The sequence below is a fragment of the Streptomyces sp. ISL-36 genome, from assembly GCF_018614205.1.
Classification (GTDB): Bacteria; Actinomycetota; Actinomycetes; order Streptomycetales; family Streptomycetaceae; genus Streptomyces.
The window spans coordinates 74,607-100,400 of the sequence record NZ_JAGGOS010000036.1 but is presented as its reverse complement, the minus strand read 5'-3'; the positions used below and the strand labels follow the sequence as shown (position 1 = coordinate 100,400).

Below are 25,794 nucleotides of genomic sequence, written 5' to 3'. Positions count from 1 at the left end.
CCTGGGGCGCCCGGGGTGCTGGGGGCCGAGGGCGCGCTAGGCGTGGTGGTCGCGGGGCGGCTCGGGCGCGTGCGGCCGTTCCGCGTCCGAGCCGCTCAGCTCGGCCGTCAGCTCCTCCACGAGCTTCACCAGATCCGTCGGCCGGTCCGGCCCCCACCAGTCGCCGAGCAACTCGGCGAGCGACTCCTCGCGCGCCTTCGCCAGACGGGCGGCGGTCTCCACGCCCTGCTCGGTGAGGATCAGCTGCAGTCCCTCGCGGCGGGCGAGCCGACGCCCCTCGATCTGCCGGGCCGCCTCCGTGATGGCCCGCAGCGGTACGGGGGTGGTCTCGGCGAGCCGGGCCGGTTCCACGGTCCCGTGGCGGCGGATCCGCAGCAGCAGCCAGCTCGCGGCCGGCAGCAGATCGAGCCCCGCCTTCGCGGTGATCTTCTCGTAGACCGCCTTCCGTCCCTCGCGCGAGCCGAGGACCGAGAGGGCCCGTGCGCATTCGTCGTACGAGGAGCGCTCGACCGGGTTGGAGGCCAGGGTCTGGCTGGTGTCGGGGGCCGTGACCGAGCCGCGCAGCTTGTCCTCCTTGAGGAACCAGGCGACCAGGAAGGCGACGAGTACCACCGGCGCCGCGTAGAGGAAGACGTCGGTGATCGAGGTCGCGTACGCGTGCAGGACCGGGGGGCGCAGATCGGCCGGGAGCTCGGCGACGGTCCGCGGATCAGCGGCGATCTGCTCCGGTCCGGTGCCGGGGGGCAGCGACTGGCCGGCGAGTACGTCCTGCAGCTTGCCGTTCAGCCGGTTGGTGAAGATCGTGCCGAAGACGGCGACGCCGAAGGAGGCGCCGATCGAGCGGAAGAAGGTCGCGCCGGAGGTGGCGACGCCGAGGTCCTGGTAGGAGACGGCGTTCTGGACCACCAGCACGAGAACCTGCATGACCAGGCCGAGGCCGGCGCCGAAGACGAAGAAGTAGACGCTCATCTGCCAGGTGGAGCTGGATTCGCTCAGCTCGTGGAGGAGCAGCAGGCCGAGGCCGGTGATCGCGGTGCCGGCGAGGGGGAAGACCTTCCAGCGCCCGGTGCGGGAGACGATCTGCCCGGAGGCGGTCGATGTGATGAGCATGCCGAGGACCATGGGCAGCATGTGGACGCCCGACATGGTCGGGGTGACGCCCTGGACGACCTGGAGGAAGGTCGGCAGGTAGGTCATGGCGCCGAACATCGCGAAGCCCACCACGAAGCTGATGAGCGAGACGAGGGCGAAGGTCCGGATCCTGAACAGCTTCAGGGGCAGCACGGGTTCGGCGGCGCGCCGCTCCACGTACAGGAACCAGACCAGCAGGACGACTCCGAGGACGGCGAGTCCGATGATCTGCGGCGATCCCCATGCCCAGGTGGTGCCGCCGAGGGAGGCCACCAGGACCAGGCAGGTGGCGACCGAGGCGATGAGGAAGGTGCCGAGGTAGTCGATGGTGTGCCGGGTGGTGCCGACCGGGATGTGGAGCACGGCGGCGATCACGAAGAGGGCGACGACTCCGATGGGCAGGTTGATGTAGAAGACCCAGCGCCAGGAGAGGTGCTCGGTGAACAGTCCGCCGAGCAGCGGGCCGAGGACACTGGTGGCTCCGAAGACAGCGCCGAACAGTCCCTGGTACTTGCCGCGTTCACGGGGCGAGACGAGGTCGCCGACGATCGCCATGGACAGGACCATGAGACCGCCGCCGCCGAGGCCCTGGACGGCGCGGAAGGCGATGAGCTGGGGCATGTTCTGGGCGATGCCGCAGAGCGCGGAGCCGATGAGGAAGATGACGATGGCGGCCTGGAAGAGCTTTTTGCGGCCGTACTGGTCGCCGAGCTTGCCCCACAGCGGCGTCGCGGCTGTCGACGCGAGCATGTAGGCGGTGACCACCCACGAGAGGTGCTCCATGCCGCCGAGCTCGCTGACGATGGTCGGCAGGGCGGTGGAGACGATGGTCTGGTCGAGTGCGGCCAGCAGCATGCCGAGCAGCAGCGCCCCGATCGCCACGACGACGGTGCGGTGACTCTGTCCCTCCCCCGGCGGGGGGCCGCCGCCGACGTCCGGGGCACGTACTTCCTGGGCCATGGGCATCTCCTTGCGTCCGTACAACCCCCATCCTGATCGTTATGTCCGCATATGGCCTGTCGAACCCCTGTGCATAATCACTGACAGTTGACATGGGAGGGGATCCACTGTGGTCGGACACGTCTGTCCTCAATGCGGTGTACACAGACCGGCCTGCACCTGCGGCCAGGATTACGATCCGATGCGGATCCGCCCGTACGTGACGCTGGGCGCGCCGGCGGAGGCGGTCACGCAGGAGATGCCTCCCGTGCCGTCCGGGCCGCCGGCCTCGGCTCCGGTGCCAGTGCCGGTCCCGGTCCCGGTGCCGCCGCAGGAGGCACCGGGCGCGGCCGGGTCCCAGCCGTGGACGCAGGGGGCGACGGCGCAGGGGGCGATACCCCGGCCCCAGCCCGCTCCCCCGCAGGCGCACGGGGCTCACCCTGCGGGCGATCCCTCCGAGACCATGCCTCTGCTCCTGCAGGGGGTCGTCGGGTGGCCCGACGACCACGCACCCGTCGAGCCCGAGCGGCCGGCCACGCGGCGGCGGGGCACGCTGGTGGCGCTCGCGGCGGCCGTCGCGGTCGCGGTCGTCGGCACGGCTGCGCTCGCGGCGGGCCTGCTGGACGGCGGCGACGATATGGAGGACCGGGCGGCCGTGCCCACGGTCACGACGAGCGCGTCCGAGAACGTCGCCGTGTTCGAGGCCCCGACCTCCACACCCTCCGCCTCGTCCGCTACACCGTCGAGCTCCGCGTCGGCCTCCGCATCGTCATCGGCGTCCCGGCCCGCGTCACCCTCGCCCTCGCCCACCGCCGTCCGGACCACGGCGGCCACCTCCGGCGCGCCCGCGGGACCGCCTTCGCCGTCGGCCGACCTGAGCGGCCCCGGGCCGTCGTCCACCCCCTCGCAGGACGACGAGGGACCCGCCGAAGGGCCTACGCTGCGCCGCGGGGACTCCGGGCCCGAGGTCGCGGAGCTCCAGCGCCGGCTCCGGGAGGTGGGGGCCTACGAGGGCCCGGTGAACGGCGAGTACGGCAGGAAGGTCGAGGACGCCGTCGCGCGATACCAGTCGGACATGGACATCGACGAGGATCCGAGGGGTGTCTACGGGTCGCAGACGCGCCGCTCCCTGGAGGCGGAGACGAGCGACTGACGTCCACCACGCGGGACGGGGTGGCGGAGAGGCCCACGGTTTTGTATCGTGAAGGAACAAAGTGGCCCCGCTCGCACTCCCTGACCGGTGAGCGGGTCCACTTCGTTCTCCTCCCACCCCCTCTGGAGACCGTCGATGGCTGCCCTCACCCCGGCAACGCTCACCGCCCGCGCCCTCCTGCTGGACATGGACGGCACCCTCGTCAACTCCGACGCGGTCGTGGAGCGCTGCTGGCGCCGCTGGGCGGTCCGGCACGGGCTCGACCCCGCGGAGGCGCTCAAGGTCGTCCACGGGCGCCAGGGGTACGCGACGATGGCCGTCCTCCTCCCGGACCGGCCCATGGAGGAGAACCACGCGGACAACCGGGTGATGCTGGCCGAGGAGACCGCCGATCTCGACGGCGTCGTGCCCGTGCCGGGCGCCTCCGCCTTCATGGCCGCCATCGCGGACCTCCCGCACGCCCTGGTGACCTCCGCCGACGAGGCCCTCGCCCGGGCCCGGATGGGCGCGGCGGAGCTGCGCATGCCGGAGACCCGGGTCACGGCGGAGTGCGTCGGCGCGAGCAAGCCGGATCCGGAGGGCTTCCTCAAGGGCGCGGCGGAACTGGGCTTCGACCCGGCCGACTGCGTGGTCTTCGAGGACAGCGAGGCGGGCATCCTGGCAGGGCGTGCGGCGGGCATGCGCGTGGTGGGCGTCGGCCCGAGGGCCGCGGCCTTCGCCCCGGACGTCCACGTCATGGACCTCACGGCGCTCCAGGTGAACCCGGGCCCGGACGCGACGATCCGCCTGACGTTCCCGTCGTAACGGCCGCACGCCTCGACACCTCCGAGGTGTCGTCACGGAACCACGACCTCAACCCACCGCGGCGTAACGGCGGCCGGCCCGCCCACGGGTGACTGCAGGGCCCGAGCGCGAAGCCCCCCGCGAGCCGCCGCCCACGGGTGACCGCAGGGCCCGAGCGCGAAGCCCCCCCCGAGCCGCCGCCCGTGGTCGGCCGGCCCCCTGCCCGCCGCCGGCTGGGCCCCCGTCAGCCGCCGTCATTGGCCGACCCCTGGGCCCCCGGTCAGCCGCCCGCCCCCGGCCCCCGCGCCAGCCGCCCCCGCGCCACCAGCTCCAGGACCGCGGCCACCGCCGCCGCCTGCACGACCAGCAGCGCCACCAGCACGAACAGCTGCACCGCGCCCGCCTCCCACGGCGAAGCCCCGCCCAGCAGCATCCCCACGAACGCGCCCGGCAGCGTGACGAGGCCCACCGTCCTCGTCTGGTCGAGTCCCGGCAGCAACGCGTCCGACGCCGCCCTCCGCGCCACCTCCAGCCGCGCCTCCCGCACCGGCAGCCCGAGGGCGAGGCCCGCCTCCACCTCGCCGCGCCGCGTCTCCAGTTCGTCCAGCGCGCGCCGCCCTCCGAGGACCGTGGCCGTCAGCGCACCGCCGATGAGGATGCCCGTCACCGGGATCAGCGCTACCCCCCGCAGCGGTACGAGCCCGGTCAGCACGAGCGCCCCGACGACCGGCGCCACGCCCGCCGCGATCGGCACCCCGGCCCACCACCAGCCGCGCCCCGGCGAGGGGACCACGCGCTTCCCGGCCGTCAGGACCGCCACCCCGTACATCAGGAGCAGGAAGCCCAGCAGCAGCGGCAGCTGCCGCATCACCGCCCCGATGACCAGCGACACGGCCACCAGCTGGACCGCCGCACGTCCGCCCGCGACCAGGGTGTCCCGGGCGCGGCCGAGCCGGGCGAGGGCGACCACCCCGGCGGCCACGACGAGCAGAACGGCGAGAACCACCGCAAAGGTGACGTTCACTTCCAGAAGCACGCACCAACCCTAGGGCGCCGCCCGGAAACTGTCGCTCCGTCACACCGCCCACCCCTTGATGTGACGTGCTCATGTCGCCACTCTGTTACCTGGCGCACCCCCCACCGAAACCCGGCGCCGCCACGATGACCGGGCCGCCCGGCACCCGCTCGCGGACGGCACGGTCAAGGTCCCCCCACATCAAGGGAGTTCGCATGCTCGCCGCCAACGTCTACGCGCGTCGAATAGCCCGTCGCGCGACCGTTCTCGCCGCCTCCGCCGCTCTCACCGTCACCGCCCCGACCGCCCAGGCCGCGATGCCGACGCCGGTCAGCGCCGCCACCGCCCGTACCTATCTCGCCTCGCTCACGGTGAAGGCGGAAGGTTCCTCCAGCGGCTACAGCCGCGACCTCTTCCCGCACTGGATCACCCAGTCCGGCGCCTGCAACACCCGCGAGGTCGTCCTCGAGCGCGACGGCGTGAACGTCGTGCAGGACTCCAGCTGTGCGGCCGTCAGCGGCACCTGGTACTCCGAGTACGACGGCGCCACCTGGACCGCCGCCTCCGACCTCGACATCGACCACGTCGTGGCGCTCGCCGAGGCATGGCGCTCGGGCGCGAGCTCCTGGACCACCGCCAAGCGCCAGCAGTTCGCCAACGACCTCACCCGTCCGCAGCTCATCGCCGTGACGGACAACGTCAACCAGGCCAAGAGCGACCTCGACCCGGCCGAGTGGCTGCCCTCGCGCACGGCGTACCGCTGCACGTACGCCCGGGCGTGGGTGCACGTGAAGTACTACTGGGGCCTCAGCGTCGACTCGGCCGAGAAGAGCGCGCTCCAGTCGGTCCTGAACGGCTGCTGAGCCCTTCGAGCGACGCCGGAACCGCTGTGATCCTCCCCGTCGTTCCGTACCGTACGGCCGTGGGCAAGGCTCCCGCACGGAGCCGTGCACGGGACCCGTACCGTACGGCGCTCGTACCGTACGGGCGGGACGACGGAGGGGGAGAGCGATGGCGGCCGGACTGAGACTCGGACCACTGCTGCGGTACGTCGACGGGGTGACCGGCGACAGCGCGACGGTATGGGTCGAGGCCGACCGCCCGTGCAGCGCGGAGGTCCGGTGCGAGAACGGCGTCGGCGGCCGGACCCGTACCTTCCAGATCGCCGGTCACCACTACGCGCTGATCCCGGTGACCGGCCTGGCCCCCGGCACGCCGACCGCGTACGAGATACGCCTCGACGGCCGCGCGGTCTGGCCGCCGCCCGACTCCCGCTTCCCGCCGAGCACCATCCGCACGCCGGCACCCGGCGAGGGTGTCACCGTCGCCTTCGGCTCCTGCCGCTGGGCGGCGAAGCCGGCGGCCGGCAGGGACCCGGTCGGCCCCGACGCGCTCGACACCCTGGCCACGCACCTCGCCGCCCGCGCGGAGGCCGAACGCCCCGATGTCCTGGTCCTGTTGGGCGACCAGGTGTACGCGGACGAGACCTCGGCCGCCACCCGGCGCTGGCTCGCCGCCCGCCGCGACCCCCGCGATCCCCCGGGCTCGGAGGTCGGGGAGTACGAGGAGTACACCCGGTTGTACGACGAGTCCTGGCGGGACCCGGAGGTCCGCTGGCTGCTCTCCACCGTGCCCAGCTGCATGATCTTCGACGAACCGAAAGCACTGAACTACCAGTTCTAGCACAAAGGCCCTGGTCAGCGCACTGCATTCGCACCAGGAAGCCATCCCAGGCAGGCCCACGACGCCCGTCAGCGGAAGCCCCAGCGCCCCTAATCTGGTGGGGTCAACGAAAACGCCCCAGCGGGAAGGGTGAGAGCTTCCGCGCTAGGGCTTACCGACTGATTGGGAGTCGGCATGGATGAGCCTATCGGCACTGCTGAACACCAGCGCCTTACAGCCCAGACGGAAACCCACTTGATCACCAGGGCGCGGAATGATGCCGCCTATGCGCTGATCATGTCCCAGCGTCCGGAAGTATCCCGGGACGAACTGTGCCGCCTGGTGGCGAAGTTGGCTGGTGCCGTCAAGGACGTAGCCGAAGTGGCAGAGCTTCGCGGGGAACGGCTCAGCAATCCGGCAGCCAGGGCACTGGAAGACGCCTTGCGCTCCCTTCTCGGCCAGCGCTGATCACCAGACAGCAAGAAGCCCCGCCCACGCCCCACGGGGAAGCGCACAGACGGGGCAGGGTCCGACCCGCTGAACTGTCTTGCTCGCCGTCGCTCAGCGGGTCGGGGCTTACTCGGCGCGGGTCACGCGCGCATGGTCGGTGAAGACGCGCCGGAAGAGGTCGTGATCGGGGTTCAGGCCCGTGTGCTCCAACGCCCAGTCCTGTGCCGCCTCTTGGGCCACCTGGGGGCCGGATTCCGCCTCACATCCGGGGGCAGCGCAGAACGCTTCGTACGTGATCCCTCCCGCTGGCTCATGGCGGATGGAGTGCTTTACGAACCGGAGCAGCGTGCGTGTCATACCGGGCACTTCCCAACGTGGCGGTAGACCACGACTGGCGCGCCGGACTGCCTTTCGAGTGACCCCCGGTAGACGCGCTCAAGGGATCCGATCGGTTTCATGCACGCGGGGCACGTTTCGCCCTTCGGCGCGTAGGTCGCGTACTCCCACTGACTTGCGTCCGTGCTCTGATCTTGTGTCTTGCTGGTCATCCTGCGTCGTCCCCTCAGGTCGCCTGGTGGCGATCTTCGGGCCGAATCCAGGGACGTAGGAACCACGTACGTTTCCCACTTTGGGACGTCCCGGAAGGGGTAGAACGTCCCTAGGAAGTACGCAGCGCAAGAAGGGCAGGGGACATGCCGAACGAACGCCTACGGGTCGCCATGGCATCCGGCGGGTGGACACACGCAACTCTCGCTGATGCAACGGGTGTTGATCCGAAGAGCGTAGAACGATGGGTAAACCTCGGACGTACCCCCCGGCGGGTGACAGCGCTTAAGGCAGCCGAAGCCCTGAGAGAAGACGTCCACGCTCTTTGGCCAGCACTCAGGCAGGCACGTGCGGCACGGGCGGTCAGCCCCGAATTGGTCACCCTGTACGACCAGCGCGCAGACCTTCCCGTTTCCACGTTCATTGATTTAATCAGCCAGGCTCGACAGCGCGTTGACGTTCTCGTGTATGCGGCTGTCTTTCTTCATGAGGCATACCCGCGCCTGAATGAGCTACTGCGGGAACGGGCTGCCGAGGGATGCGCAATCAGAATCGCGCTGGGAGACGCGGACAGCGAAAACGTTCAACAGCGAGGAAGGGAAGAGCGGTTCGGCCACGGAATCGAATCGCGCTGCCGACTCGCCCTGATGCACTACCGGCCGTTGCTTGACGTCCCGGAGGTAGAACTGCGGACACACGAAACCACCCTCTATAACAGTCTGTATCGCGCTGACGATCAAATGTTGGTGAACGCGCACGTGTGGGGAGTCAACGCCTACGGTGCGCCAGTCTGGCACCTTCGGCGGAACGGTAACGGGGGCATGTTCGACACCTACGCGGAGAGCTTCAATGCCGTGTGGGAGACCGCTCGACCCGTGGAAGGCTGAGCCCATGGCGCGAACCGAGTATTACGACGATCCGAACGCCCCTAAGCCCAACAGCATGGTTGTAGCGGCCTCAGCCGTCGTGACCGATGACCGGGGTCGAATCCTGCTACAGCGCCGCCGGGATAATGACCTCTGGGCGCTGCCTGGTGGTGGAATGGACATGACTGACTCGCTGCCCGGCACGGCTGTACGGGAAGTCAAGGAAGAAACAGGGCTAGACGTGGAAGTCACTGGCCTAGTCGGCACCTACACAGACCCCCGCCACATTATCGAATACAGCGATGGGGAAGTGCGCCGACAGTTCAATGTCTGTTTCCGAGCACGCATCATCGGCGGCGAACTCAGCATCTCTGACGAATCAACGGAGCTCCGGTTCGTGGACCGCAGCGAGCTGGACGCGCTGCCCATGCATCAAACCCAGCGGCTACGAATCCAGCACTTTCTAGAGGACCGCTCAGCCCCGTATCTGGGCTAGCGGCAAACCTCACTGCGAGTGATAGAAATTCAGGCCAGCTGCACCCTTGGAAATCGGACACATCATGCCACAACGGGCACGGTTGCCGACGTAGGGCTACGCGCCGTGATCGCCATGCAGTGAAGGGCCCTGGCTGCGCTTGGCGCTGTCCGCCCATTGGATCTGATGCCCCGTCAGTTTAGGTATCATGCGGCCATGGCGAAATGTGTTGAGTGTGAAACGAATTTCGAGATTGAAGATGCGCGAAAGGAGTACAACGCCGAGTTCAATGGTGACCCCGATTTCTATGATGACCGCTTCGGGGACGGGGAATTCTGCGGAAACTGCGCAGCAGCGGAGACTAGCGGGCTCATCGCTCAGGGCGAGGTCGACCATATGGACTAGGGCATCGTGAATAGCCGGGCCACACTTCGTGTCCTTCGATAGCCCCAGAAATACCGATAGCCCCATACCCGGCCACCAGTCAGGCAGCGGGTATGGGGCTTTCGGTCATGCGGCCATAGGGTGAAGATCATCCCGCGCAAATTGCTTGAGTTGCGGCGCTAGCTTTTTCCCTCCCTGCCGGTCGTTTCCAGGGCCGGGAGGGGGTCACCCCCCGGGGGGTAGGCGCGGAGATCAGAACGGCGGGACGTCATTCGGCTTCGGCTTGGCCCTCTCGGCTGCCCATCCGCCCGGCTGATGCTTGGCCGTTTCCTTGTTATGGCAGGCAGCGCACAACGGCCTCAGGTGCTTTGGCGCATCAGGCATTGCCTCACCTCTTGCAAGCAATTCCTTACGGCTCAGCGGCCAATGGTCCGCCACATTCGCTTGTCGACTGCACAGCACACACCATGGATTCGCGTACAGATACGCCTTTCGCTTTCGCTGCCATCCGACGTCATAACCGCGCTTGCCCGCTGATCCTCGCTGTGCGTCGCGCTGCCTCTTGTGCTCAGCGCACGGACCACCATCTGTGAGTTCGCTACAACCTGGTTGACTGCATGGCTTCTTGGGCTTTCGGGGCATGGCTCATCCAGGGGTCTTGTGTGCAGGGGACATGGCGGCAGCAAAGGGGGCAGGTGTGCCAAGGTCGGGGCATCGAACCAGGTCACTGGGGGTGGTGCCAAAGGCCGGCGGAAGGCGGCAGGTTGCGTAAGGGAAGGGTCATATGAACAAAGCCCCGGCCCCCGCATAGGTAGGGGCCGGGGCTATATCAGGTGCGCTTACGCCGCAGCGTTGGTGATACGAACGTGAGCCGCAGCAACCGGCATTGCAAAGCCGACACGCATGGTGCCCCGGACGCCGACACGGTCAGACGAGAAATAGGCCGAGTGGTCAACGTCAAGGCGCGTGCCCTCACGGGTCACAACCAGAAGGTCGTCCTTGCTAACTCCGTAGACCACATCAGCCGGTACGTACGGGGAAATGACCACGGGACGGCCGAGGATGGTACGCCGACCTTCAAGGGAGAGATCCGGGTTAAGAAGGCCACGGTTGGAGCCGCTGGCATCCTTTAGCTTCGCAATTTCAAGGGCAGTCGCAGCGCCAGTAACCCAGTGGGTAATCCGGCCCCCGGCAGCCTCAGACTTGGAAACAGCTTCCTCGAACGGGTCAAGGTTGGCGTAAGTCACCGGAGCGGAAACCGTGGAAATGCCCGTCAGATCAGCGAGACCGTCCGGGTTAACGCCACCTAGGGAGTTGAAGAGGGCATTGTCCACAGCGTTGGCGATCTGCCGTGCAATGCTCCTGCCGACCTGGTCAGCCGCAGACGGGCTGGAGTCGTCAGCCAGCTCACGGGAAACAATAGTGAGACCCGCGAACTTCGCCGGAACAATTTCCAGCTCATCAAAGTCGGCGTCAGACGGAGTAATCTCCGCACCCTCAGCAACAGCGCCAACCGTCACGTCAGAAGTGAGAATCGGAACGATGTACTTATTCGCGCCAGTGATGACCTTAGTACCGGTGAGGTAAGCGACAGAAAGAGCCTCAACCGGCTTAGTGACTAGCTCGCCGTACTCAGGAGGTAGGACAGCCGAAGTACCGGAAGCGGTGGTGAACATGGACATGCGTAAGAACCCTTGTGTTTGAGCGTATGCGCTGGCGTTTGCCGCGCGATTAGTTGCCCGCTGTGCCTGACAGCGAATGGAGCGGGCACCAGGCCCAAACGTGAGAAATCCGCCGCCCACCGGGGGCTAGCGGATTCTCAAAAGGCACCTACGAATTTCGGTAGGTGGTGTTCAGTTGTGGGAAGGCTGAGTGTCAGCGCTAGACACTCAGCCCTTCCCTGAGAATCAGTGACGCGTGAGCTTTAGTGCGTCCCGCATCGTTGGCGAAGAATCAGGAACAGAACCCCGACGGCCCCCGCCAACGTCACCCCATGGGGCAGACCCATTCCGCAGCCCGGGACGCTTCGCTAGCAGCGCCTTAACGGCAGCGTCTACAGCGTCCGGCATGACATTCCCTTCCGGGTCGGTCAGGTCCTCAATACTGGCGCCGCCAATGTCGAACAGATCTGAGGCAACACTCAGTTCCTTAGCGGCCAGCGATTCGACCTGAACGCGCAGTAGGGAATTGACGCGCTTTTCAGCGGCCTCTAGCTTGGCCTCAGCAGCGCGCAGCTTTTTGCGGTAATTCATTGCCTCCCGATTACCGCTGTTTGGCTCAGCGCCTGAATCCGAACCGTCCGGGGGCGACTCAGGTAGTGCGGAATTCTGATCTGCCATGGGCTCAGCCACGGTCGTTACCCCCGTTCATGATGGTTAGAAGAATGTGGTTCGGATTGGAGCGCCGTACATACGTGACAGCCTCACTCGCCGTCAGCGTGTCGCCGTAAATCTGCGTCAGCTCGCCAGCGTCCAGCCAAAGAACCTCAGCGAGGATGCCGGACGGGAAGTGCGTATGGTCGTTTTCGCGGTGAAGATGCGCGACCAATTGCGCTGAGGCGAAAAGATGGTCAGAAAGACCTTCAAGAATCTTCATGGTGGATGCCCTAACGTTTGATCCCCGCCGCTCAACCGGTCCGGGGCATCGGACAGTCCGGGAACAGCGGGGAAGTTGAGTGTGGAAACGCCCCGACCACCCTGCTAAGAGGATGACCGGGGCCCCTTTTCCGAAAGGCCGGGGGCCATGCCAAGCCCCCGTTACCGCTGATATTGAGTCAGCGGAGAGTGGGACCACTTACCAATTTTGGTAAGTGGGCAGCATGCGAAACGACGAAAGGCCGTAACAGGGCTCAGCTCAACCGTGCACCCTTGCCGGTTGAACGAGTCGACCTGTTACGGCCTTTCGCTGTGTGCGGCTTAACCCCCGCACGGGCGTACATGGGCAGACCTAGGGAAAGGGTGCGGTCCGCGAGCGAAGACATACAAGTGTCTTCGAATATATCTAGGGAGTCGATCGCCTTTCGGAGCTTTTCGGAGCCGGAATATGGAATATCCCAGCCGGCCGTGACCTAAGTCACAGGAAATAATTGTTCCAGACGGAAAACCCTGAGTGCCCCTCTAAGGGCCTCAGGGGGGGTCTCCGCAGTCGGACACCAGGGCTCCCGTGCGAAGCGCTCAGGCGGGCGCACACGCCTTTCTAGCGGCCCGATAGTGGGCGGTCTTGTGTGCATCGGAACAGAAGCGCTTAGGGCGACCACGGCCGGACCGGTAAACAGACTCCTCGCAGCCCTCCCGCTCACATACAGCGGACATGCGCTCATCCTGTGCGTCTTCCCACTGAGTCATCAGTTCATCCTGTAGGTCCTTGCAGTCTTCCGACGCGCGGCTGTTGTAGTCGCAGACCTTTTGGTTCCTGTACCGCACGGGGAACGGGTCCCCGCACAACTCGCAGTTTCGGTACTGCCGGGGACGCTTGCTCTCTCGCCATGCTGCGACTCGGCAGGCCTCGGAACAGAACTTGCGCTGTCGGCCGGTCAGCTTCCCTGGGCAGTGCTCGCAGGTGGACCACCCGTCGCCAATGAGCATGTGGGCTGTTCTCCTATTAGTGTAGGTGTACGGGTCTCCCAGAAGCCTTAGAGTTCTCTATAGCTTTCCGTGAATACGTACAGATAAAAAATAAAGAAACAGAACAACAGAGAGTAGGGGTTGTGGCTCCCCCCTCTTCGCTGTTCAACGCTGCCGAGTAGCCCGGTGCGCCGCCTTCCGGCAACGGTCACCGCAGAAGCGCCGTCGTCGCCCTACTCCGCTGTACTCAATGGCAGCCGAACAGCCAGGGGCTTCACAGCGGGGGCCAGCGGATAGCCCCTCAGCCATGCGGAGCGCGCTTGCAATGGCCTGGTGTGTCTTCTCTGCGCTGTCTGTCGATGGCTTGAGCATGGCGCCCCATGCGGCGGACTCAGCGTCACGGAGTGCAACTAGAAGCTTTGCATTCATGGTGTAGATCCTTGCGACGTAATGGGATGGAATGGCTATCCGTCGGGTCGTATGGGGACGGAATTCCCCGGCCATGCGACGAAACGAGACGAAATGAGGGCAAGGAAAAGCCGCCCGGTCACGAAACCAGACGGCTTAGTTCCTCACGCGTTCTTCGCTTCCCGCTGCATATAGATGGACAGCAACCCGATTCGCTGTGCCTGTAGCTCCGCGCTGTTGCCCATGTTGGACTTGAAAGCGCGCGCCAGTCGGCCACGGTGGGAATCCTCGGATGCCCAAGACATGATGTGTGTGAAAACGTCATCAGCGCTCACGGCGTCTCTCCTCGCTGTAGGTGTCTTCGAAAAGGAACTAGGGAGTCGGTCGCCTGCCGCTCCGAGAATCCGGCTAGCCGCCTATCGCTTTACCTTTTCTTTACCTTTGGGGGCGGGGCTCCGTGTGTCCGCCTGAGCGCCCCTGCGGGCTCCGCCGGTACCTGGTGCCCGCAGGCCTGAGAAGGGCCCAAGGGGCCACTCAGGGCACGCAAAAGCCCCCGCCCGGTTCGCCGTATCAGCGAGTCAGGCAGGGGCTCAAGGGGCGGCGCTCAGCGCTAGTTGGCCAGTGCGGCCGGGAAGCCCTGCAAAGCGGCCTGTACGGCTTCGAGACGCTCTACGCGCTGCCTGGTGTAGGCGGAGCCGTCCCCGGCCGTCTGAGCGGCATACAGGGCTTCCAGTCGCCTCGCTGTGCGCCGCCACTCAAGCTCACGGAACCAGGCGGCCTCTTCGGCTTCCTGTACTGCCGTCCATTCTTCGCGTGTCATGATGTGCCTTCCCTTTCAGGGGGCGCCGGTCCGGCTGTCACTCGCCAAAGTCCCGCCGGACCGGTGCCAATTTGTTCTTACTGGTCTGCCGCTTCCAACTCGGCGGCCATCGAAGTGAAGTCAGCTGCCGCATCAGCGAAGAACGGGTGCCGGACATCGAATTCCACGCGGCGCTCATCCAACTTGCGCCAGCCCCCGGCAGTTCCGGCCTTAACCGACAGGTGCGCTCCCGCTTCGGCCAGCGTGTTCCGCCTTCCGGTCGTGTCTGCCTTGACCCACATTTCCGCGTAAGTCCGGCCGGTGCGGATCTCTTCGGTACGGGGCTCTACCTTTTCGCGGCTCAGCAGCTCCGTGATTCGCTTATCCAGCGCGTCACGCTGCTTCTCCCAAATGGCGCGGGTCACCGGGTTAGTCTGTGTGCCTTCGGATTTCAGGTGCGCTTCGTACTCCGCTGCCGTCGCATCAATTTCCGGCTGAGGGTCGTACCCGGGAATGGTGCGCGTTTCTGTGATCACAAGACCGCCGAGGATGCGCAGAAATTCGCGAGTCACGTACTCATCAACCCAATCAGCGCGAATGTTCACGGGGTGCGGGCAGACTTCGCCACGAGGGGAAGCACCGCAGCGATACGTGGGGCGCTGCCCCGGCTTTGATTGCTGAGCATTCAGGTACATTCGCCCCCCGCACCCGTCGCAATGGACGATTCCGAAAAGAAGTGCGTTCGTGTCTCGGCGGACAGGGTTGTTCACGCTTCGCTCATTCAGTAGCGCTTGCACCTGGTCAAACTCGGCGCGGGTCAAGATCGGTTCGCGCGTGGACATGACCGGCTGCCCTTCGCTGTCTCGAACAGGCTTACCGTCGCTGAGCTTCCAGCCAATAAGCGCCTCAGAGCGGAGCATGCGGGAAAGGGTGGCCGAACTCCAGCGCGTAGGCTTCTTGACTTCACGCCCCTTGAACGCTGACCAGTGATCCGCCGGGGAAGGGATTTCCTCAGCATTCAGCGCATAGACGATGCTGTTTACGGTTTCTCCGGTCAGAAGCGCCTTAATGACGCGCTCGATGACCTTTACGGCTTCTGTGTCCTGGGTGAGCGTCCAGCCGCCACCGTCGAGCGGGGAAGGCATGTAGCCGTAGGGCGCCCGGCTTCCACGCCAGCGAAGGGGCATGACGCGCATTGCCGCCTGAGCACCGATTACGCGTTCCCGGATGGAATGAGCCTCCATCTGAGCGGCAAACGCGAACAAAGTCAGCATCAACTGTGCCATGGGGTCCAGCGGGTTGCGGAAATCGAGCTTCAACAGCCCGCCCGGACCTTCCGCGAAGACAACCATTTTTCGGTGGTCGCGCGCCCACTTCGCCAATTCGTGCATGTCATCCATCGACCGAATGGCACGGTCAAAGCGCCAGAAAACCAGCGCGTCAAAGTCTTCCGGACGACGAAGCCATGCGCCCAATTCCGGGCGCTCAAAGGGCGTGGTTTTGCTGGCGCTGACTCCCAGGTCGACGGCTTCCCTGTCAGCCAGGTTGATTCCCAGGGCCGACGCTGCTCCCTCGTTGGCTGCCTGCTGGCGCTCAGGGCTGGTGGTCTCGTCGGTCAGTACGGACAGGCGGAGGCACGACACGCCCCTGAGCTGTGTGGTCACGGAAGTGTGTGAGCGAGTCGATCGCCTAGCGGTGCTGACCTGCGCTGATACCGCCATGTGGGGTGTCTCCCAGTCCTGCTAGTTGGGAGCTTTCGGAGACCACGACGTCATCGACGACTGGAACACCAGCGCCGCCTGGCTGGCGGGGATGCGCGCCACGCACTGGTGGAGCGAACGGGTGCTGAGCGGACTGATGTCGTACTGGGTGTACCAGCACCTCGGCAACCTCTCCCCCGCGGAACTGGCGGCCGACCCGTTGTACGCGAAGGTGTGCGCCGCGCCCGACGGAACGGACCTGCTGCGGCGGTTCGCGGCGGAGGCGGACGCCGACCCCGCCTGCGTGCGCTGGAGCTACCGCAGGGACTTCGGCCGGACCAGGCTGCTGATGATCGACACCCGGGCGGCCCGCGTTCTGCGCGAGGACGGGCGGGCGATGCTGGACGGGGCCGAGGCCTCCTGGGTGCGCGCACAGGCGCTGGCCGACGGCCCGGGCGCGTACGACCATCTCCTCGTCGGCAGCTCGCTCCCCTGGCTGCTGCCTCCCTTGATCCATGACGCGGAGAGCTGGAACGCGGCGCTGTGCCGGGGTGAGCGGGGCGGCCCGGAGGGACGCTGGGCCCGGTTCGCGGAGGAGCTGCGGCAGCGTGCGGACCTGGAGCACTGGTCGGCGTTCCCGTCGTCGTTCGAGGCCCTGACCGACCTGCTCGCGGAGGCGGGCTCCGGCCCGCAGGCGCCGGCGACGGTGTGCGTCCTGTCCGGGGACGTGCACCACGCGTACGTGGCGGAACCTCGGTGGCCCGACGGCGGCCCCGAGGCCCGTGTCGTCCAACTGACTTGTTCCCCGCTCCACAACGCGATCCCGGTGTCGGTGCGGCTCGGCTTCCGCTTCGGCTGGAGCCGGGCGGGACGCGCCCTGGGCCGGGCCCTCGCCCGTCACGGCCGGACCGGCGGGCCGCCGGTCACCTGGCGCAGAACGGGCGGCCCGTGGTTCGGGAACCAGCTGATGACGCTGGTGCTCCGCGGGCGCGACGCCCGCCTGAGGCTCGATCAGGCCCGGGCGGGAGGACGGTGGGTGACGGTCGACGAACGGGATCTCGACGTGCGCGACCGTCCGTGACGCTCGCCACAGAGTCCAGTATGACTGAATGTTGAACTTGCAAGTACTACTGAGGGGTGCCTAACCTTACGGCCTCATCGGTTCCGTCCCCCCAGGTTCCGCTTCCTTCCGAGGCGGGCCAGACCGAAGGAGTCCCGCCCCCATGAACAACCTGGCGAACCGCCTCACCCACGCCCAGCCCTACGCGCTCGGCCTGTTCCGCATCGTCATCGGCCTGCTCTTCGCCTGCCACGGCGCGGCCTCGCTCTTCGGCGTCCTCGGCGGAGCGATGGGCGGCGGCACCGTCCCCGCCGGTACCTGGCCGGGCTGGTACGCGGCGGTCATCCAGCTCGTGGCGGGTGTCCTGGTGCTGGCCGGCCTCGGTACCCGTACCGCCGCCTTCATCGCCTCGGGCTCGATGGCGTACGCCTACTTCAAGGTCCACCAGCCCGAGGCGCTCTTCCCGCTGCAGAACAGCGGTGAGGGTGCGGCGCTCTTCTGCTGGGCGTTCCTGCTGCTCGTCTTCTCCGGCCCGGGCGCGCTGGCGCTCGACCGGCTGTTCGGGGCGCGTGGCGCCGAGGCCGGGAAGCGCGAGGAGCAGCGCACGCCGGTCGCGGCGTAACCTCCGCGCGCCGCTCTCCTTCGACGGCGCGGAGTCGCTCCCCTTCGACGGCGGGTGCCGTTCCCGCTTTCGACGGCGGGAGCCGCTCCCCCTTTCGCCGGCGCCGGGCAGGGCCGGGAACCGCAAGGCGGTTTCCGGCCCCTGCTCCGTTTCCCCGCCCCCTTCCCGCGTACGCTCTAGCGCTGTGAACGTGCTCGACAGCATGGGGTCACTGAGGTCACTGACCGCGGGCCCGTGGATCTACGCGGCGGTGGCGACGTCGGTACTTCTCGACGTCTTCCTGCCGGTGCTGCCGAGTGGGGTCCTGGTGATCACGGCCGCGACGGCGGCGGCGACCGCCACGGCGGCCTCCCCGGACGTGCCCTCCGTCCTCCCCCTCCTGCTGTGCGCGGCCACGGCCTCCGTCCTCGGCGACTTCGTCGCCTACCGCCTGGCCTGGCGCGGCGGAGCCCGACTGGACCGGGCGATCGGCCGCTCGCGCCGCCTCACCCTCGCGCAGGAACGTCTCGGCGCGGCGCTCGCGCGCGGCGGCGGTCTGCTCGTGGTGATCGCCCGCTTCGCCCCCGCGGGCCGCTCGGTGGTGTCGCTGGGCGCGGGCGCCGCACGCCGCCGGATCGTGGAGTTCCTGCCGTGGTCGGCGCTCGCCGGGGTGGCCTGGGCGAGCTACAGCGTGGCGCTCGGCTGGTTCGGCGGGCTGTGGCTGGGGGCGACGTGGTTCGGCGCGGGGGTGTCGATCCTCGCGCTCTTCCTGGCGGGCGCGCTGGCGGCCTATGTCATACGGCGTCCGGCTGCGGCTCCCGCACCGGTCTCCTGACGCCCCGTACCTCCAGGCCGTCGAGGAGCTTCGCGGTCGCTTCCGCGATCTCGCCCACGGCGCGGTCGAACACCTCGCGGTTGTGCGCGGCGGGGTGATGGAAGCCGGAGACCTTGCGGACGTACTGCAGGGCGGCGGCGTGGATGTCGTCCTCGGTGGCCTCTTCGGGCAGGACGGGCGGTCGGAGGGTCTTGATGCTGCGGCACATGCCTCCAGTGTGACGCGCCCCACTGACAACGGTCAGCTCCCCAGGCTGCGCCTGCTCCGGGCGTTGATCTCGGCGGCCCGGGCGCGGAGCTCTCTCAGGGGGGTGGCCGCCTCGACGTCCGCGGGCTCGGCCTCCCACTCGCGGCCGCCGTCGACCGCCCGGATGAGACACCGGCCGGCGACGCTGTCCACATAGAAGCCGACCCGCCCGGTGGCGGCATCGCGTACGAGGTCACCGACCTCGGGCAGTGGCTGCACGAATCCCCTCCGTCCCGGAGTCACAGACGCGTCCCAGATCTCTGGAGATACACCCAGACAAGCCGGGAGGTCCCTCCCTGTCAACGTATCTCTAGAGATGTCCCCCGTTGGATGGATCGACCGCCCAGGTCGGCGCACACGCGTGCACCACCTCGAAGAAGTGCGCCGTAGGGTGTCCCGCAGACGAAGGGAGTGGTCCGCCCATGACTGACCAGGGCAGCGGTCGTCGGCCCAAGTACCAGCGCATCGCCGATGAGTTGAGAAGCGCCATCCAGTCAGGCGCCTTCGCGCCCGGCGACCGGCTCCCCGGCGAGAACGATCTCATGACGACCTACGACGTGGCGCGGATGACGGCCCGCCAGGCCCTGTCCGTGCTCCGCAACGAGGGTCTGGCCGAGGCCCGCAGGGGCGCCGGTGTCTTCGTCCGCACCTTCCGCCCGCTGCGCCGGCGCGGAATCCCGCGGCTCGCCCACAGTCACTGGGGCGCGGGGCGGTCCGTGTGGTCGGCGGACGCCGAGGACCGCGCGCTGGTGGTGGACCAGATCGAGGTGGGCGAGGCGGCGGCGAGCGCCCGGGTCGCCGAGGCGCTGGGGCTGCCGCCGGACTCCCCCGTCTGCGTCCGCAGCCGCCGTTTCGTCCTGGACGACAAGCCGGTCCTGCTCTCCGTCTCGTACCTTCCGGCCACCCTCGCCCAGGGCACGCCGATCACGGCGCCGGACACCGGCCCGGGCGGCACCTACGCCCGGCTGGCCGAGCTCGGCCACGAGCCGGTGCACTTCCGCGAGGAGATCCGCTGCCGGATGCCGACGGCGGACGAATCGGCCCGCCTCGCCCTGGAGTTCGGGACACCGGTGATCCTGATCGGGCGTACGGCGTTCACGGTCAAGGGAGTCGCGGTGGAGCTCAACGAGATGACGCTGGACTCGGCGTCGTACGTCCTGGAGTACGACTTCGACGCGTGACGGCGAACACCCTGCCGGGCGCGGCGTACTCCACGTCACCCCCGAACCAGCGGGCCGCCCGGTCCACGGCCGCCTCCGGTTCGATCCCCGGCCCGACATGGGTGACCACGAGGTGTCCGACCCCGGCGTCGGCGGCGGTCCGCCCGGCCTGCTCGGCGGAGTGGTGCCCGGGGCCCTCGCCGTCGGCCTCGCAGAGGAACAGTTCGCACCCCCGGGCAAGTTCGGTGAGCGCGGCGCACGGCTCGGAGTCACCCGAGTAGGCGATCCGCCGCCCCTCGCCGTCCTCGGCCCGCAACGCGAAGGCGGGCATCCCGCCGTGCTCGACCGCCCGGCCGAGCAGCCTCAGACCGCCGACGCGCGCCTCGTGCCCGTCGTGCAACTCCTGGACGGCGAAGGCCTTTTCCACCGGGCTGCGCAGGGGGCCGTTGGTCAGGAACCCGGCCAGCCGGTCGGCGATCCCGGGTGGCCCGTAGAGGGGCAGGGGGGCGTCGAGCCTGATGTCGGCGTAGAGGAGCCCGTAGAACGCGGTGAGCAGGTCGGCGCAGTGGTCGGCGTGCAGGTGCGAGATCCACACGGCGTCGAGCTCCCCGAGCCCGGTGTACCGCTGCAGTTCCCCGAGCGACCCGCTGCCGGCATCGACCCACACACGGGCGCCGCCGCCCTCGATGAGGTACCCGGAACAGGCGTTCCCGGCGCGGGGGTAGGGCGTGGCGGATCCGAGCACGGTGATCCGCAGCGCGTCGCTGTCCATCCGGCGGAGTCTAGTCCGGCTCAAGAGGTGGACGTTCCCACCTCCCTGATCTCGATACTGGGACGATGTCCCGCATGACTGATGGGATACGGAAGGCCTACCTGCAGGCGGCCGAGACGGCCGTGCACCTCCTGGCCACGGAGGAGGTGGCCCGTCGCTGGGAGACGGAGTCCGTGCTCCCCGGGATGTCGGTGGGCGGACTGGCCGGTCACCTGGCACGCAGCGTCCTGCAGGTCGAGTGGTTCCTGGACGGTCAGGTGCTCGGCGCGGAACCGGTGTCGCCGGTGCGGTACTACGCACGCCTTGTCGGCACATCGCTGCCGGACTCGGCGCTCAACGTCGGCGTCCGCGCACGGAGCGAGGAGACAGCCGCGGCCGGCCCGGCCGCCGTGTCGGAGCAGGCCCGGGCCGCGTGGGAACGGCTGACGCGGCGACTGGCCGAGGAGCCGGCCGATCGACGGGTGGCTGTCCTCCACCGCCCGGGCGAGGAAATGCTGCTCGACGGCTACCTCCAGACCCGCTGCGTCGAACTGGCGGTACACCTCGACGACCTGTCCCTGAGCGTGGAGACCCCCTGCCGGACACCCGAGGCCGCCCTCGCCATCGCGGTGGACGTCCTGACGGCAGCCGCCCGCGACCGCCACGGCGACCAGGCCGTACTGCACGCCCTGACCAGACGCGAGCGCGACACGGCCCAGGCCTTGCGCGTGCTGTAGACCGCCCCGGCCCTGACGGCACGGGCCAGCGCCGGATGCCAGCGGAACAACGCAACAACTGCGGCACCGGACAGCGAGGGGCCAGGCGACGGTGTGAAGCGCCGTCTCATCGCCGCCGTAGACGTCGCCGCCCGCCACGGCATGGCACAGCGACTTGCCGCCGGCAGCCGCACGATCTACCGCCGTCGCGCAGCATCACTCACGGCCTGAGTCGCGCCCGGCCGCCGCGGCGACCTCACCGGCTGGCGTGCCGCCCTCGCCCCCGCGCTCACGGCGGCCGCCCCGCTTGCGTGGGGCCGGGAATTCGCGATGTGTAACCGGCCCGCCCGTGGGCACCCGCATTGTGAGCCCCGCCGCGCATCCCCCCGTCGCGGCGGGGCTCCCGCCTGCCGCCTCTCGACTGAAATCCCCCACTAAGATCCGATCCTCACATTTTCCAGGGGGGACGATGGCCAGGCAGGCACAGCAAAGAACGCAGCAGACAACGACCCCGGCAGGATGCGCCTTCACGGCCATCGGACTCCTCGTCGGGGCCATCGCCCTCATCATGTGGGTCGACGGCCTTACGGTCGGCGCCGTACTCATCCTGGGCCTCTATGTTGCCGGCCTGATCGGCTACAGCGGACATCGCACCCGTCAAGAAGCCGAACGTCGGCGCCTGCACGCGATCCAGTCGACAGAGGTCGCCCGCTACCACGTGATGAACCCGCGCGACTTCGAACAGGCCATCGCGTACCTCTGTCAGCGGGACGGCTGCAGAGACGCCCGCGTTGTCGGCGGGGCCGGGGACCTTGGCGCAGACGTCATCGCGACCGCCCCTGATGGGCGACGGGTCGTCATCCAGTGCAAGCGATACGGGCCGACCACGAAGGTGGGCAGTCCCGACCTCCAGCGGTTCGGCGGAACTTGCTACACGGTGCACGGTGCGCACGTGGCCACGGTCGTGACGACCTCCGTGTTCACGCGGCCGGCCGCCGAGTACGCGCGCCAACACCGGATCCGCCTGTTCGACTCGGCAGCACTTGGCGCGTGGGCTTCACGGACGGGCCCGGCGCCGTGGATGTGATCTGACAGTTCACGCGGATGCGAATACGGCCGACCGGCCTCCGCGTTGGCCGTGCACACGGTACCTTCACCCCACCTCCACACCAGGATCACCAGCGAGGGGACACCGTGAACCAACCGCAGCAGCCCGGGCAGCAGCCCTACCCGCCCCAGCAGCCCGGCCAGGCACCCGCCTGGGGCCAGCCCACCCCGCCCGGACAGCCCTACCCCGGCGGCCCGTACGGCCCACCGCCGAAGAAGGGCATGAGCCCCTGGGCCATCATCGGCATCACCATCGGCGGCCTCTTCGCCTTCCTGATCGTCATCGGCGCCCTCGTCGGCGGCGACGACACGGCCGACGACAAGGCCACCGCCGGGAAGACGACCGCGGCCGCCGAGGCGCCCGCAGCGCAGCCGTCGAAGAAGGCCGCCGCACCGCCGGCCGAGAAGCCCGCAGAGAAGGCCCCGGTCACGGTGACGGCGAAGAAGGCGACGTTCACGCCGAGCATCCTGCACGACGGTGGCGATTTCACCAGCGTGACGGTGACGATCACGAACAACAGCACCGAGAAGATCAGCGTCAACCCGCTGTACTTCACGATCACCGACAGCATCGGGGAGAAGCACCAGGCGCAGTTGGGTGAGGACGAGAAGCAGATCGACACCATGGACCTCGCGCCGGGCGAGAAGGCCACCGGTGTCATCACCGGCGAGGGATCTTTCACACCGAAGTACGTGACGTACGTGGACGGCATGTTCGGTGACGGGGTGCGCGGCAACGTGTCCTGAGCAGAAAGGCCCGTCGCGTCCCCTCCGCGACGGGCCTTTTTGCACCGAGTCGTGGAGAGGCTTCCGGCGTACCCGGAACACAGATACAGGCCCTACCCACCGGTGGGGCCTTTTCATGTCCGGAGGTGAAGTGAACCTGAAGAAGAACGACCGCCCAGCCACCGCTGCGAGCAGCGACCAAGTTCGCCTGCTCCACGCCGAAGGCCACGGCCGCAACGAGATCGCCCGCCGCCTGAAGGGCAGCCCCCGCACCATCAGCGTCCTTGCCGCCGAGCTGGAACTTCGACCGCTCCGCCACCGCCGTCGCCACCAGATTTGGATGTCACCTGTCGCCGGTCCGCGAACGGCCGCCGATAGTCCACTGCCTCCCCGACCGGGGGATAGTCCCTGCCGAATATCACGTAGACGGGGTGCTCGGGGTCCCCGACTTCCAGGTTCAGGAAGATGTCCACGTCATGGTTCGCAAACCGGTGCAGGTACTGGACGAAAAGCTCCAGCTCCTCATCAGACAGCCGCTCGTCGAGCCGCTCATCGTCCATATCCCTACGTCACCCTTCGCGCTCGTCAATGGCACTGGCAGATGTCAGTACTCAGGACTGTCCCAGCACTGCTCGTGCCGGCAGTCGTCCCCTCGCCGGTGCAACCGTCGAAGTTCCTGCAGAGCAGCAACAGGGAACGGATGCAGCACCCACTTCTCCCGATATCCCGTTTCGCCGTGAAGCTGCAACACCGTCTCGACGGTTTCCATCATCACGTGGCCCAGCACACTGCGGGGCTGCTTTGAGCTCCAGAAAAGAGTGCCCGTATCGTCGGGCGCGTCCCAGCTCGTCGTCATGTCCAGGAACCGGTAGATGGCGATGGTTACATCCGCTTCCCGGCGCCGGAGTCGCCACCTCAGCTCGGCGGGTTCGAGGTCGAACGAGACGCGTTGGTCAGTCGAGTCCCCGTAAATTCCCGTCACGGCATTCAGCAGGTCGGCGAGGGCGTCCGTGCAGTAGCTGACTACGCCCTTATGCTCCGAAGCACCGTCGGCGATCCGGTACGTGGCCCACCCTGAGCCGCTCAGTTCCCAGCTGAACTGGAGATCATCCGCCATTCGCGCCCCTCCCGAGTGGATCACAGCCTCCCATCATCGATTGACGGGCATCTCATAGACGATCTCGCACAGGGCGGCGGGTACGACGATGTCTGCCGTCTCCACGGGCACCCATCATCGCTGTAGTAGGTCCGCCGGATGTGCGTGACGAGTGCAGCCTTCTGGATCCCAAGGAGCGAGGCCTCCTCAGCGGTCGCCTGCCGCGGCTCCGGCTGCTCGACTGCATGGCTGACCGTGACACCGATCTCGGCCATCCTGTTCACGACACCGGCCCCGGCGTGGGGCCCGGCCGGGAAGGACGACGAGGGTTCCGCCGGTGAGGTCGTACGGCTCCCAGCGGCGCGGCAGGCCGGCCAGCTCACGCAGGGCAGGAGAGTCGTGGCCATCAACTAGCGCATGCGCAGCGAGCATCGGAAGATCCTCGGAGCGGAGCACCTCTGCCACGTACCGCCAAGCACTGTCCTGCAACCGGTCCATGACGGCCATCGTGGACGGCGCGAGGCGTGTTGGCCAGCAGATTGCCGTTTGGTTCGGATGCCTCAGCAGCTCCCCGCACACGGCTCCTGAGGCCGGTCCGATTCTCCAGTTCAAGCGCCTGACACGCCCTCCGGCTGAAGAGTTGTCCCGCACATTTCCCGTGACGTGGCCGTCAAGTAGTCGGTTCGCGGCCAGGATCGCTCGGATCAGCTTCCTCTCGGCTGAATTCGTGCGTGCACCCCCCGGAAGTCACGTCCCGAGTGAAGCAGGCGATGAAGGAACTCGGGGAGCCGTAGAAGGCCAATTTCATGTCCTCGCAGTCCACGCCGTCGAAGGTGACCGTGCCATACGTTCCGGAGGGAGACCAGGTTCCATGTTGCCGGTCGGCGAGCCCGGAGCACCCCCAGCCGACGACGTCCCCCTTGCCCAAGCCCTTGGCTGTGAAGGTGCCGTCGTCCTTGAACTCGACTGTCGCCCCACTCCAGTCCGACCACACGCCCGTCAGCCGATCAACGGTGCTGACCTCGACTGGGTAGTAGCCGGAACAGGAGGCCAACAGGAATGTCACCGCACCTCCCAACGCAGCGCCCATGAATGCACGTCGTATCCGCTGATGCTGGTCGGCAGCCATACGGCCCTGCCTCTCGTGTCTCGCACATGCCCGGGAGCGACGCCTCAAGGAAGCGGCGAACATCATCTTGAACGTGTTCAAGTCCTGAAGTCAATGGGGCTGTGGCGCGCTTCACGATTACGGTCCGTGCGCCTGGCAGCGAAGGTCGGCATGGAGAGACTTTGGGCGGGAGCTGCCATGCTTCCGAGGATCTGCACCTTCGCTGACCTGGGTCGGAGCCTTGCTGTGACTCGTTCCCCCCAGCTTCCCGACGGCACGCGAGGGGCACGCACCCCAGCCACGGCCTGCCCCGCTGTCATCCCATCCGACCGGCAGCCCCGCAGAACTGGCCCCCTCCATCCTGGAGCCTGAGCGGGCCCCCGCCGGAGGCAGTTCTGACAGGAGCTGACCAGCCAGACCGGATTCACCCATCCAACCCCCCGCCTTGGCGCGCGGGCCGGCGGCCGGTCCGGAGCGGGGCGAAGACAGGAGCGGCGGGCCGGGCGACGCCGCG

General features: G+C 67.7%; 27 protein-coding genes and 3 pseudogenes. 14 read left to right on the top strand and 16 right to left on the bottom strand.

All coding sequences use genetic code 11. From position 1 onward, the window contains the following. Positions 1-36 precede the first annotated feature (36 nt). Positions 37-2,091: an MFS transporter gene (locus tag J7E93_RS09465; RefSeq protein WP_215067349.1), complete on the bottom strand. Its 2,055-nt coding sequence runs from the start codon at positions 2,089-2,091 to the stop codon at positions 37-39. Positions 2,092-2,533: 442 nt separating this feature from the next. On the opposite strand from J7E93_RS09465, the gene J7E93_RS09460 reads away from it, so the two are divergent. Further along, positions 2,534-3,223 carry a peptidoglycan-binding protein gene (locus J7E93_RS09460; protein ID WP_251066274.1) on the top strand — a complete coding sequence of 230 codons (690 nt, stop codon included), beginning with the start codon at positions 2,534-2,536 and terminating at the stop codon, positions 3,221-3,223. 135 nt (positions 3,224-3,358) lie between these two features. Continuing rightward, positions 3,359-4,027 (top strand): HAD-IA family hydrolase, encoded by a 669-nt coding sequence (locus J7E93_RS09455; RefSeq protein WP_215067346.1) that lies wholly within the window; start codon positions 3,359-3,361, stop codon positions 4,025-4,027. Between the two features lie 259 nt (positions 4,028-4,286). Here J7E93_RS09455 and J7E93_RS09450 read toward each other — a convergent pair whose 3' ends face one another. Next, the gene (locus tag J7E93_RS09450; RefSeq protein ID WP_215067345.1) at positions 4,287-5,042 is read right to left on the bottom strand and encodes an ABC transporter permease; all 756 of its coding nucleotides are present in this window, start codon (positions 5,040-5,042) and stop codon (positions 4,287-4,289) included. A 194-nt stretch (positions 5,043-5,236) separates the two neighbouring features. On the opposite strand from J7E93_RS09450, the gene J7E93_RS09445 reads away from it, so the two are divergent. The 5 genes and pseudogenes from J7E93_RS09445 to J7E93_RS09425 all read left to right on the top strand — a co-directional run bounded on the left by J7E93_RS09445 (position 5,237) and on the right by J7E93_RS09425 (position 9,041). After that, entirely contained in the window at positions 5,237-5,884 is a 648-nt protein-coding gene (locus J7E93_RS09445) for an HNH endonuclease family protein (protein WP_215067344.1), read from the top strand. 148 nt (positions 5,885-6,032) lie between these two features. Continuing rightward, positions 6,033-6,677, top strand: a pseudogene (locus J7E93_RS09440) (alkaline phosphatase family protein); the annotation flags it as partial. 201 nt (positions 6,678-6,878) lie between these two features. Continuing rightward, positions 6,879-7,151, top strand: coding sequence for a hypothetical protein (locus J7E93_RS09435; protein ID WP_215067343.1), 273 nt, complete (start codon positions 6,879-6,881; stop codon positions 7,149-7,151). Positions 7,152-7,825: 674 nt separating this feature from the next. Further along, complete coding sequence (locus J7E93_RS09430) at positions 7,826-8,566, top strand: helix-turn-helix domain-containing protein (RefSeq protein WP_215067342.1); 741 nt, start codon at positions 7,826-7,828, stop codon at positions 8,564-8,566. Positions 8,567-8,570: 4 nt separating this feature from the next. Next, positions 8,571-9,041, top strand: coding sequence for an NUDIX hydrolase (locus J7E93_RS09425; protein WP_215067341.1), 471 nt, complete (start codon positions 8,571-8,573; stop codon positions 9,039-9,041). A 96-nt stretch (positions 9,042-9,137) separates the two neighbouring features. Here the strand turns inward: J7E93_RS09425 and J7E93_RS09420 are convergent, their stop codons facing one another. The 7 genes from J7E93_RS09420 to J7E93_RS09390 all read right to left on the bottom strand — a co-directional run bounded on the left by J7E93_RS09420 (position 9,138) and on the right by J7E93_RS09390 (position 15,838). Continuing rightward, positions 9,138-9,416 carry a hypothetical protein gene (locus J7E93_RS09420; protein WP_215067340.1) on the bottom strand — a complete coding sequence of 93 codons (279 nt, stop codon included), beginning with the start codon at positions 9,414-9,416 and terminating at the stop codon, positions 9,138-9,140. 827 nt (positions 9,417-10,243) lie between these two features. Beyond that, positions 10,244-11,206 (bottom strand): phage major capsid protein, encoded by a 963-nt coding sequence (locus J7E93_RS09415; RefSeq protein ID WP_308368165.1) that lies wholly within the window; start codon positions 11,204-11,206, stop codon positions 10,244-10,246. Between the two features lie 105 nt (positions 11,207-11,311). Next, entirely contained in the window at positions 11,312-11,743 is a 432-nt protein-coding gene (locus J7E93_RS09410) for a hypothetical protein (protein ID WP_215067337.1), read from the bottom strand. 4 nt (positions 11,744-11,747) lie between these two features. Further along, positions 11,748-11,999 carry a hypothetical protein gene (locus tag J7E93_RS09405; protein ID WP_215067335.1) on the bottom strand — a complete coding sequence of 84 codons (252 nt, stop codon included), beginning with the start codon at positions 11,997-11,999 and terminating at the stop codon, positions 11,748-11,750. A gap of 1,540 nt (positions 12,000-13,539) precedes the next feature. Continuing rightward, positions 13,540-13,710: a hypothetical protein gene (locus J7E93_RS09400; RefSeq protein WP_215067334.1), complete on the bottom strand. Its 171-nt coding sequence runs from the start codon at positions 13,708-13,710 to the stop codon at positions 13,540-13,542. Positions 13,711-13,985: 275 nt separating this feature from the next. After that, positions 13,986-14,195 carry a hypothetical protein gene (locus J7E93_RS09395; RefSeq protein WP_215067332.1) on the bottom strand — a complete coding sequence of 70 codons (210 nt, stop codon included), beginning with the start codon at positions 14,193-14,195 and terminating at the stop codon, positions 13,986-13,988. A 77-nt stretch (positions 14,196-14,272) separates the two neighbouring features. Continuing rightward, positions 14,273-15,838: a recombinase family protein gene (locus J7E93_RS09390; protein ID WP_308368162.1), complete on the bottom strand. Its 1,566-nt coding sequence runs from the start codon at positions 15,836-15,838 to the stop codon at positions 14,273-14,275. 91 nt (positions 15,839-15,929) lie between these two features. On the opposite strand from J7E93_RS09390, the pseudogene J7E93_RS09385 reads away from it, so the two are divergent. The 3 genes and pseudogenes from J7E93_RS09385 to J7E93_RS09375 all read left to right on the top strand — a co-directional run. Continuing rightward, positions 15,930-16,955 (top strand): annotated as a pseudogene (locus J7E93_RS09385) (alkaline phosphatase family protein); the annotation flags it as partial. Positions 16,956-17,106: 151 nt separating this feature from the next. Beyond that, positions 17,107-17,556 carry a DoxX family protein gene (locus tag J7E93_RS09380; protein ID WP_215067363.1) on the top strand — a complete coding sequence of 150 codons (450 nt, stop codon included), beginning with the start codon at positions 17,107-17,109 and terminating at the stop codon, positions 17,554-17,556. Between the two features lie 202 nt (positions 17,557-17,758). Continuing rightward, positions 17,759-18,370 (top strand): VTT domain-containing protein, encoded by a 612-nt coding sequence (locus tag J7E93_RS09375; protein ID WP_251066291.1) that lies wholly within the window; start codon positions 17,759-17,761, stop codon positions 18,368-18,370. Here J7E93_RS09375 and J7E93_RS09370 read toward each other — a convergent pair. Both J7E93_RS09370 and J7E93_RS09365 read right to left on the bottom strand, forming a co-directional pair. Next, positions 18,330-18,578, bottom strand: coding sequence for a DUF2277 domain-containing protein (locus J7E93_RS09370; protein WP_215067330.1), 249 nt, complete (start codon positions 18,576-18,578; stop codon positions 18,330-18,332). The two genes, J7E93_RS09375 and J7E93_RS09370, sit on opposite strands and share 41 nt — an antisense overlap. A 32-nt stretch (positions 18,579-18,610) precedes the next feature. Beyond that, positions 18,611-18,835, bottom strand: a complete 225-nt coding sequence (locus tag J7E93_RS09365) for a hypothetical protein (protein WP_215067328.1) — start codon at positions 18,833-18,835, stop codon at positions 18,611-18,613. Between the two features lie 203 nt (positions 18,836-19,038). Between J7E93_RS09365 and J7E93_RS09360 the strand changes: the two genes are divergently transcribed. Further along, positions 19,039-19,797 (top strand): GntR family transcriptional regulator, encoded by a 759-nt coding sequence (locus tag J7E93_RS09360; protein ID WP_215067326.1) that lies wholly within the window; start codon positions 19,039-19,041, stop codon positions 19,795-19,797. Here the strand turns inward: J7E93_RS09360 and J7E93_RS09355 are convergent. Continuing rightward, positions 19,739-20,548 carry an MBL fold metallo-hydrolase gene (locus J7E93_RS09355; RefSeq protein WP_215067324.1) on the bottom strand — a complete coding sequence of 270 codons (810 nt, stop codon included), beginning with the start codon at positions 20,546-20,548 and terminating at the stop codon, positions 19,739-19,741. The genes J7E93_RS09360 and J7E93_RS09355 overlap by 59 nt on opposite strands. 74 nt (positions 20,549-20,622) lie before the next feature. On the opposite strand from J7E93_RS09355, the gene J7E93_RS09350 reads away from it, so the two are divergent. From J7E93_RS09350 to J7E93_RS09340, 3 genes are all read left to right on the top strand, one after another. Further along, a complete protein-coding gene (locus J7E93_RS09350; RefSeq protein WP_215067322.1) occupies positions 20,623-21,264 on the top strand; it encodes a maleylpyruvate isomerase N-terminal domain-containing protein in 642 nt (213 codons plus the stop codon). Between the two features lie 448 nt (positions 21,265-21,712). After that, complete coding sequence (locus J7E93_RS09345; RefSeq protein ID WP_215067319.1) at positions 21,713-22,330, top strand: restriction endonuclease; 618 nt, start codon at positions 21,713-21,715, stop codon at positions 22,328-22,330. A 107-nt stretch (positions 22,331-22,437) separates the two neighbouring features. Beyond that, entirely contained in the window at positions 22,438-23,097 is a 660-nt protein-coding gene (locus tag J7E93_RS09340) for a DUF4352 domain-containing protein (protein WP_308368159.1), read from the top strand. A 254-nt stretch (positions 23,098-23,351) separates the two neighbouring features. Here the strand turns inward: J7E93_RS09340 and J7E93_RS09335 are convergent, their stop codons facing one another. The 4 genes and pseudogenes from J7E93_RS09335 to J7E93_RS09320 form a co-directional block, all read right to left on the bottom strand. Beyond that, on the bottom strand, positions 23,352-23,636 hold the full coding sequence (locus J7E93_RS09335) for a hypothetical protein (RefSeq protein WP_215067318.1): 285 nt from the start codon (positions 23,634-23,636) through the stop codon (positions 23,352-23,354). A gap of 44 nt (positions 23,637-23,680) precedes the next feature. Continuing rightward, the gene (locus tag J7E93_RS09330; protein ID WP_215067317.1) at positions 23,681-24,193 is read right to left on the bottom strand and encodes a hypothetical protein; all 513 of its coding nucleotides are present in this window, start codon (positions 24,191-24,193) and stop codon (positions 23,681-23,683) included. Positions 24,194-24,226: 33 nt separating this feature from the next. Then, positions 24,227-24,541 (bottom strand): annotated as a pseudogene (locus J7E93_RS09325) (UTRA domain-containing protein); the annotation flags it as partial. A 301-nt stretch (positions 24,542-24,842) separates the two neighbouring features. Next, complete coding sequence (locus J7E93_RS09320; RefSeq protein WP_215067316.1) at positions 24,843-25,301, bottom strand: hypothetical protein; 459 nt, start codon at positions 25,299-25,301, stop codon at positions 24,843-24,845. Positions 25,302-25,794 lie beyond the last annotated feature (493 nt).